At 67.8% G+C, this 6,727-nt stretch carries 6 protein-coding genes; 2 read left to right on the top strand and 4 right to left on the bottom strand.

The features are described 5' to 3' along the window. Nucleotides 1-147: 147 nt before the first annotated feature. Genes N7590_RS16395 through N7590_RS16380 form a run of 4 tightly spaced genes read right to left on the bottom strand, consistent with a single transcriptional unit; the run spans nucleotide 148 to nucleotide 3,952 of the window. Nucleotides 148-798 (bottom strand): response regulator transcription factor, encoded by a 651-nt coding sequence (locus tag N7590_RS16395; protein WP_008268765.1) that lies wholly within the window; start codon nucleotides 796-798, stop codon nucleotides 148-150. A gap of 28 nt (nucleotides 799-826) precedes the next feature. Then, a complete protein-coding gene (locus N7590_RS16390; RefSeq protein WP_164241430.1) occupies nucleotides 827-1,882 on the bottom strand; it encodes an ABC transporter substrate-binding protein in 1,056 nt (351 codons plus the stop codon). Further along, nucleotides 1,879-3,270 carry a sensor histidine kinase gene (locus N7590_RS16385; RefSeq protein WP_279935730.1) on the bottom strand — a complete coding sequence of 464 codons (1,392 nt, stop codon included), beginning with the start codon at nucleotides 3,268-3,270 and terminating at the stop codon, nucleotides 1,879-1,881. Before N7590_RS16385 ends, N7590_RS16390 begins: the two co-directional genes overlap by 4 nt. After that, nucleotides 3,263-3,952, bottom strand: a complete 690-nt coding sequence (locus N7590_RS16380) for a response regulator transcription factor (protein WP_053509575.1) — start codon at nucleotides 3,950-3,952, stop codon at nucleotides 3,263-3,265. The genes N7590_RS16385 and N7590_RS16380 overlap by 8 nt, the downstream gene beginning before the upstream one ends. 232 nt (nucleotides 3,953-4,184) lie before the next feature. On the opposite strand from N7590_RS16380, the gene N7590_RS16375 reads away from it, so the two are divergent. Beyond that, nucleotides 4,185-5,321, top strand: coding sequence for a porin (locus N7590_RS16375; RefSeq protein WP_008268165.1), 1,137 nt, complete (start codon nucleotides 4,185-4,187; stop codon nucleotides 5,319-5,321). 75 nt (nucleotides 5,322-5,396) lie between these two features. Beyond that, nucleotides 5,397-6,725: a CitMHS family transporter gene (locus tag N7590_RS16370; protein ID WP_053509619.1), complete on the top strand. Its 1,329-nt coding sequence runs from the start codon at nucleotides 5,397-5,399 to the stop codon at nucleotides 6,723-6,725. Nucleotides 6,726-6,727 lie beyond the last annotated feature (2 nt).

Raw genomic sequence — 6,727 nt, 5'->3', positions numbered from 1 at the left:
GTCAGCCGCATGGATGCGGCTGCCAAGCCTCCAGGGACGGATTCACGGCGTCCCCCGCGCACCCGACCCGACCGGCCCACTCGCGGCTTCTGCTTTCAGCGACCAACCCAAACACCACCCACGAGGGGCTGCGCCGTTGGCTGGAAACTACAGCCCGGCGCCGGCGTCGCCTTCCGGCTCCAGCGCCTTCACCAGCACCGCCGCCTGCGTGCGGCTGTGGCATTCGAGTTTTTTCAGAATTGCGGTGACATGTACCTTCACCGTGTTCTCGGCCAGCCCCAGCGTGTAGGCGATCTGCTTGTTGAGCAGGCCATCGGCCAGGCACAGCAGCACGCGGAACTGCTGCGGGGTCAGCTGGGCCAGGCGGCTGGCCAGCAGCGCGTCGGCCTCGGAGCGCTCGGCGGCCATCGCCGGGAACCACAGGCCGCCGTCGAGCACGGCCTGCACCGCCTCGCCGATGGTCTCGGCCGGGGCCGACTTCGGGATGAAACCCGCAGCGCCGAACTGCTGCGCGCGGCGGATCACCCGCGGATGGTCATTGGACGAGAGGATCACCACCGGAATGTCCGGATGCGAGCCGCGTACGTGCAGCAGCGCGGAGAAACCGTGTGCGCCGGGCATGGTCAGGTCGAGCAGCACCAGGTCCACATCCGGGTGCGCGTCGAGGGCTTCGGCCAGGGCCTCGGCGCTGGCCACCTCGCGTACCTGTGCCAGCGGCAGGCTCTGCCGCAATGACTGCACCACCGCCGAACGCAGCAGCGGGTGGTCGTCGGCGATCAGGATGGTGTATTCGCTCATGCCGCCATTGTACGGGCAGGCCGCCGCGTCAGCGCCCTGCCGGCTCTACGCTGCTGCGCCACGCGTCGAGGAACTGGCGGCGCTTGAGCGCATCCAGGTACACCAGCAGGCCCGGGCCGAGCTGGATCGGTCGGCGGCTGCGGCCCGGCGCGTCATCGCTGCGCGCATTGCCGGTCACGATCGGCATCAGCCGCGCCTCGCGCGACAGTACCTGCTGGCCGCGCGGCGACAGCAGGTAGTCGAGGAAGCGCCGCGCTTCTTCAGGGTGCGGGCCGGTGCGCGGAATCACCGCGGTACGCAGCACCACCAGCGTGTAGTCCTCGGGTTCGACGATGGCCAGCGGCGCGCCTGCATCGATGCGCGCCTGTGCGTAGGAACCGAGCACGTTGTAGACCAGCGACAACTGGCCGCTGGCGACCTTGTCCAGCAGCACGCCCGTGCGCTCCTCACGCACCACGTCGTTGTCGCCGAGAGCGCCCAGCAAGGCACCTGCGATGCTGCCGCGCTGTGCGTCCTGGGTGGCCAGCAGATAGCCGACGCTGCTGCGCTCGATGTCATAGGTGCCGACCTTGCCACGCAGCGGTGCCCCCTCCGCGCGCAGCCGGTCCAGCAGCTGGCGGCGCGTATGCGGCACCTTCGCGGCCGGCAGCGTGCGCGTGTTGTAGACCATCACCACCGGTTCGTAGCTGATTCCGAACGCCTCGCTGCGCCACTGCGCCCACGCCGGCAACGCCGCGGTCTGCGCCGAGCGGTGCGGCAGTGCATGGCCATCGTTGACCAGCTTGGTCTGCAGGTCCATGCCGCTGGAAATCAGCAGGTCAGGCGACGCTGGCCCGGCACGGTCGTGCAGGTAACGCGCGTACAGGTCCTGGGTGATGATGTCCTCGTACACCACCTCGGTGCCGGGATGCAGGCGCTGGTAATCGGCGATGACCACCGCGAACACTTCGATGTCGGTGGTGCCGTGGATGCGCAGCTGAGCGGTGGCATTTCCCTGCGCAGGGAAACGACGCACGTCGCCCGGCGCGGCCAGCACCGGCAGGGTCAGCAGCAGGGCGATGGCCGTGGCGAACAGACGGATCATGAACTGCTCCGGGGCAGGCGGATGGTAGCGACCAGCCCACCCTGCGGGCGGTTACTGAGGTCGATGCGGCCACCGTGGCTGTCGATCACCCGCTTGACGATGGCCAGGCCAAGCCCGGCGCCGCCGGACGGCGCACCTTCGCCGCGCGCGAAGCGCTCGAACACGCGTTCGGCATCGGCGGGCGCGATGCCCGCACCGTGATCGGCAATGGTCAGCACCGCCTGCCCGCCCTCCACGGTCAACGCGATCTGCAATGAACCGTCGCCGCCATACTTCAGCGCGTTGTCGACCAGGTTCTTGATCGCCTCGCGCAGCAGCAATGCATCCCCGTGCACCAGCACGGGTTCAGCGGTCATCGCCAGCTGTACGCGCGGTGCCGGGCCCGCCTGCGGCAGGGCTTCATGCAGGGCCTGGTGCACGGTCTCGGCCAGGTCCACCGCAACAAAGCGCTGCAGGTGGGAACGGTGGATCACGCTGGCATCGCTGAGCAGCTGGTTGAGCAGGCGGCTCATATGCGTGGCATTGCGCTCGATCGCCTGCAGGCTGCGCCGCATGTCCTCCGGGTCGTCGTCATCCAGCGCCAGCTGTGCCTGCGCGCGCAGGGCGGCCAGCGGCGTGCGCATCTGGTGCGCGGCCTCGGCCATGAATGCACGCAGCGTCTCGTTGCTGCTGGACAGGCGTTCCATGAAACGGTTCAACGCGGCCACCATCTGGTCCATCTCGCGCGGCACGCGTGCGTCCAATGGCTTCAGGTCGGAGGGCTCGCGGCGCGACAGCTCGCGCTCCACCCGTACCAGCGGCCGAAACGCCCGATGCACGCCGAACGCCACCAGCGCCAGCAGCAGCCCGGACAACATGCCAATGGCCAGCAGCGCGCGATTGACCATGTCCTGCGCGACCGCTTCGCGCGCGCGCCGGGTCTGGCCCACCTGCACCTGCACCTCGCCCTGCGCCGAGGCGGCGGAAAAACTGCGCCCAACCACCACGAAACGCACGGTCTCGCCGCTGTAGGGAGCATCGAACAGCTGCGGCTGCGTGCCGGGCCGGCGCGGCGGCGCCGGCAGGTCGCCGTAGCCGGTGATCAGGTTGCCGCGGCTGTCGGCCACACGATAGAAGACGCGGTCTTCCGGTGCCATCGCCAGCAGGTCCAGCGCGGCATACGGCAGATCGACCTGCCATTGGCCATCAACCAGCGCCACCGAATCGGCGATGGACAGTGCCGAAGACACCAGCAGGTGGTCGTAGGACCGGTTCGCGGCGCGCTGGCCGTAATCGCGCGCAGCGAACAGCAGCGCCACCGCGAACACCGCCAGCAATGCACCGAGGTACAGCAGCAGCGTGCGCCGCAGCGACCCCGGTGCGGCATTCGCTGTGCGCGCGTCAACCATCGCCGTCGGCGCTGCCGTCACTGGCTTCCAGCAGATAGCCGACGCCGCGCACCGTGGTGATGCGCAGCGGGGCGCCAGCCAGCTTCTTTCTCAGGCGCCCGACGTACAGCTCGATGGCATTGGGACCGGCCTCATCGTCGAAACCGAACAGCCCATTGCCGATCTCGTCCTTGCCGACCACCTGGCCAAGGCGACCGACCAGGATCTCCAGCAAGCGGTATTCGCGGTTCGGCAGCTCGATCGGCTCGCCGTCGAGGCTGACCCGGTGCGCGGCGTTATCGAACTGGAAACCGCCAATCTGCACCACTTCACTGGCCTGGCCCCGCGCGCGTCGCAGCAGCACGCGGCAACGCGCTTCGAACTCGCGGAAATCGAACGGCTTTCCCAGGTAGTCGTCGGCACCCACATCCAGCGCCTGCACGCGGTCTTCGATGCCATCGCGCGCGGTCAGCATCAGCACTGGCGTGCTGTCGCCGCGCTCGCGCATGCCGGCCAGCACGCGCAGGCCATCCAGCTTGGGCAGGCCGATATCCAGCACCACCAGGTCGAAACTCTGGTAGCGCAGCACGCTGGCCGCGGCCAGCCCGTCGGCCTGCCAGTCCACGGCGTGGCCGCTACGGCGCATGCGACGGATGATCGCATCGGCCAGATCCGGGTTGTCTTCGACCAGCAGCAGGCGCATGGGCACATGGGTGGGAGGGGAAACGAATGCTACCGCATGGCGCAGGATGCACCCGCCACGCCCTGACTGGTGACCATTTACGCTGCACCGCACAAACCGTTGACAGGACGATGACAGCTACGGCGACCCAGACTGCGGCCGCGCACCGTCCGGTGCCCACGATTGCCGCGCGCCCGGCGCGCACCTGGGAGGGTTTGTGGAATTCACGTTTGCCTGGCGGCGTCCTGCCGCCATGATGGCTCTGGCTGCCCTGTCGGCGCCGGCCTTTGCCGAAGACGACCGTCCGGTCACCGCCACCCTCGGTGGCCGCCTGCACCTGGACTTCGCCACCTTCGACAACGACAACCGCGGTACGCCGAACAAGGACGACACCGAGATCCGCCGCGCCTGGGTCGATGTGTCCGGCAAGTTCTTCGTGGTCGACTACAAGCTGGAAGCCGACTTCTCCGGCGACCGTGTCGAGGCCAAGGACGTGTACCTGGCACGCAGCTTTGGCAAGGCCGGCAAGCTGACCGTGGGCCAGTTCAAGCAGTACTTCTCGCTGGATGACCGCACCAGCTCCAACTACGGCAGCTTCCTGGAGCGCGGCAACGCCGGCACCACGCTGGCACCGCTGTACCGGCTGGGCGCGTCGTGGCAGGCCAATCCGGGTGATTTCACCTGGGCCGCCAGCGTCTACAGCCTGGAAAGCATCGATGCCTGGCAGGTGAAGGGCCGCGCCGCCGGCGGCCGGGTCACTTGGGCGCCCTCACCCCGCGACGGTGACGTGCTGCACCTGGGTCTGTCGCTGGCCCGCGAAGCCTATGACAACCCGGGTGCCAACGGCGTTCCGGGCCTGAAGATCCGCCCGCGCCCGGCTGGCCATCTGTCCGACGAGAGCCGCCTGACCCTGGTCGACTTCTCCGCCGGCCGCGATACCGACGTCAACAAGTGGTCACTGGAATACGCGCAGGTGCGCGGCCCGCTGTCGTGGCAGGGCGAGTTCAGCGGCGCCACCTTCGATGACGGTGCGCAGCGCGGCGATGTGATGGCCGCCTACGGCATGCTCAGCTGGTTCGTCACTGGCGAAAGCCGCGCCTACGACCGCAAGACCGGCCGCTTCGCGCGGGTCAAGGACATCCGCCACAAGGCCGGTGCCTTCGAGGTGGCGCTGCGCTACGACCAGATGTGGGGCGCGCAGCACCTCGATGGTGCGCCCGACCTGCGCCGTGGCAGCACCGAAGCGTGGACGCTGGGCGGCAACTGGTACCTGCGCGACAACCTGCGCTTCATGCTCAACGTGATCGAAAGCCGCAACCGCGACCGCCTGGCCGGGGTCACGGTGGACCGCACGCGCGCGGTCACCGGCCGCCTGCAGTACGACTTCTAAGCCCGGATTCCCGGGCATGCCGCCCGGGCCGCTTCCACTCCCCCACATCCTGTTTTCGCAAGGAGTCCGCAGATGATGCTGAGCATCCTCGGCTTTGGCATGGTCATTACGTTCATGTACTTGATCATGAGCAAACGACTGTCGCCGCTGGTCGCCCTGATCACCATCCCGATCATCTTCGCCCTGCTGGGCGGCTTCGGCGCCGACATCGACGAAATGATGCTGGAAGGCATCAAGAAGATCGCGCCGACCGGCGTGATGCTGATGTTCGCCATCCTCTATTTCGGGGTGATGATCGATGCCGGCCTGTTCGATCCGCTGGTGCGGGTGATCCTGCGCTTCGTCAAGGGCGATCCGATGAAGATCGTGCTCGGCACCGCGGTGCTGGCGATGCTGATCTCGCTCGATGGTGACGGCTCGACCACCTACATGATCACCGTCTCGGCGATGCTGCCGCTGTACCAGCGGCTGGGCATGAACGCGCTGAACATGACCTGCGTGACCATCCTCGCCGGCGGCGTGATGAACCTGACCCCGTGGGGCGGCCCCACCGCACGCGCGGCCACTGCGCTGCACGTGGACCCGGCCGATGTGTTCGTGCCGCTGATCCCGTCGATGGTGATCGCCTGCGCCGGCGTGCTGCTGCTGGCCTGGTACCTGGGACTGAAGGAACGCCGTCGCCTCGGCGTGGTGACCCTGCCCAAGGGCGGCAGCTGGATGGACAACAGCGTGTCCGACGACAGCAACCCGCTGCCGACCGTGGAAGACGCCGAAGACATCAAGCGCCCGAAGCTGCTGTGGGTGAACCTGGCGTTGACCGTGGCGCTGATGACCGCACTGATCATCGGCGTACTGCCGATGCCCGTACTGTTCATGGTCGGCTTCGCCATCGCGCTGGTGATCAACTACCCGAACCTGGCCGAACAGCGCCGCCGCGTGGTCAACCACGCCGGCAACGTGCTGTCGGTGGTGTCGCTGATCTTCGCCGCTGGCATCTTCACCGGCATCCTCAACAACACCGGCATGGTCGAAGCGATGTCGCACAGCTTCCTGGCGGTGATTCCGGAGTCGTGGGGGCCGTACCTGGCGGTGATCACCGCGGTGGCGTCGATGCCGTTCACCTTCTTCATGTCCAACGACGCGTTCTACTTCGGAGTGCTGCCGATCCTGTCCGAGGCCGCCGGCAACTACGGCATCACCCCGGTGGAAATGGCGCGCGCGTCTCTGGCTGGCCAGCCGGTGCATCTGCTCAGCCCGCTGGTACCGTCCACCTACCTGCTGGTGGGCCTGGCCAAGGTCGAGTTCGCCGACCACCAGAAGTTCACCCTGAAGTGGGCCATCGCCATCTCGATGCTGCTGATGGTCGGCAGCCTGCTGTTCGGCCTGTATCCGCTCGCGGCCTGACC

Source organism: Stenotrophomonas sp. GD04024, assembly GCF_029837545.1.
Classification (GTDB): domain Bacteria; phylum Pseudomonadota; class Gammaproteobacteria; order Xanthomonadales; family Xanthomonadaceae; genus Stenotrophomonas; species Stenotrophomonas forensis.
This window is presented reverse-complemented; position numbering and strand designations above follow the sequence as displayed.

Excerpts from the sequence above, each read along its gene's own strand:
- N7590_RS16380 (WP_053509575.1), bottom strand. The coding sequence starts at position 3,952 with ATGCGCCTGCTGCTGGTCGAAGACAACCCGGATCTGGCCGATGCGATC.
- N7590_RS16390 (WP_164241430.1), bottom strand. The coding sequence starts at position 1,882 with ATGATCCGTCTGTTCGCCACGGCCATCGCCCTGCTGCTGACCCTGCCG.
- N7590_RS16370 (WP_053509619.1), top strand. The coding sequence starts at position 5,397 with ATGCTGAGCATCCTCGGCTTTGGCATGGTCATTACGTTCATGTACTTG.
- N7590_RS16375 (WP_008268165.1), top strand. The coding sequence starts at position 4,185 with ATGATGGCTCTGGCTGCCCTGTCGGCGCCGGCCTTTGCCGAAGACGAC.
- N7590_RS16395 (WP_008268765.1), bottom strand. The coding sequence starts at position 798 with ATGAGCGAATACACCATCCTGATCGCCGACGACCACCCGCTGCTGCGT.
- N7590_RS16385 (WP_279935730.1), bottom strand. The coding sequence starts at position 3,270 with ATGGTTGACGCGCGCACAGCGAATGCCGCACCGGGGTCGCTGCGGCGC.